The sequence below is a fragment of the Hydrogenovibrio sp. 3SP14C1 genome (assembly GCF_029625905.1).
Taxonomy (GTDB): domain Bacteria; phylum Pseudomonadota; class Gammaproteobacteria; order Thiomicrospirales; family Thiomicrospiraceae; genus Hydrogenovibrio.
In genome coordinates this window covers 1-235 of record NZ_JARTLM010000334.1, presented here as the reverse complement: position 1 = coordinate 235, position 235 = coordinate 1, and the positions used below count along the sequence as shown (strand labels likewise).

The 235-nt window shown below is 48.9% G+C and carries 1 protein-coding gene; it reads left to right on the top strand.

Going from position 1 to position 235, the window contains the following annotated elements; genetic code table 11:
• On the top strand, nucleotides 1-235 hold a 235-nt coding region (locus tag P8629_RS12745; RefSeq protein WP_278166452.1), incomplete at both ends, for a hypothetical protein.

The window sequence follows — 235 nt, the reverse complement described above, 5'->3', positions numbered from 1 at the left end:
GAAAATCGGTAAGGCGATCAATGGTATTAACAATGAGTGCGCTATCAATTTTCCCAACCGTTTCTACACCACTACATCAGGGGCCCAGGCTTCCGATTGGATAAAACAACGTTGGCAATCGCTCAGTGCAGGGTTAGCCGGTGCGTCCGTCACTCAAATTTCACACAGTGGGTATAATCAAGCGTCGGTGATGTTAACCATAGAGGGCTCAGAATCACCCGACGAATGGGTCGTC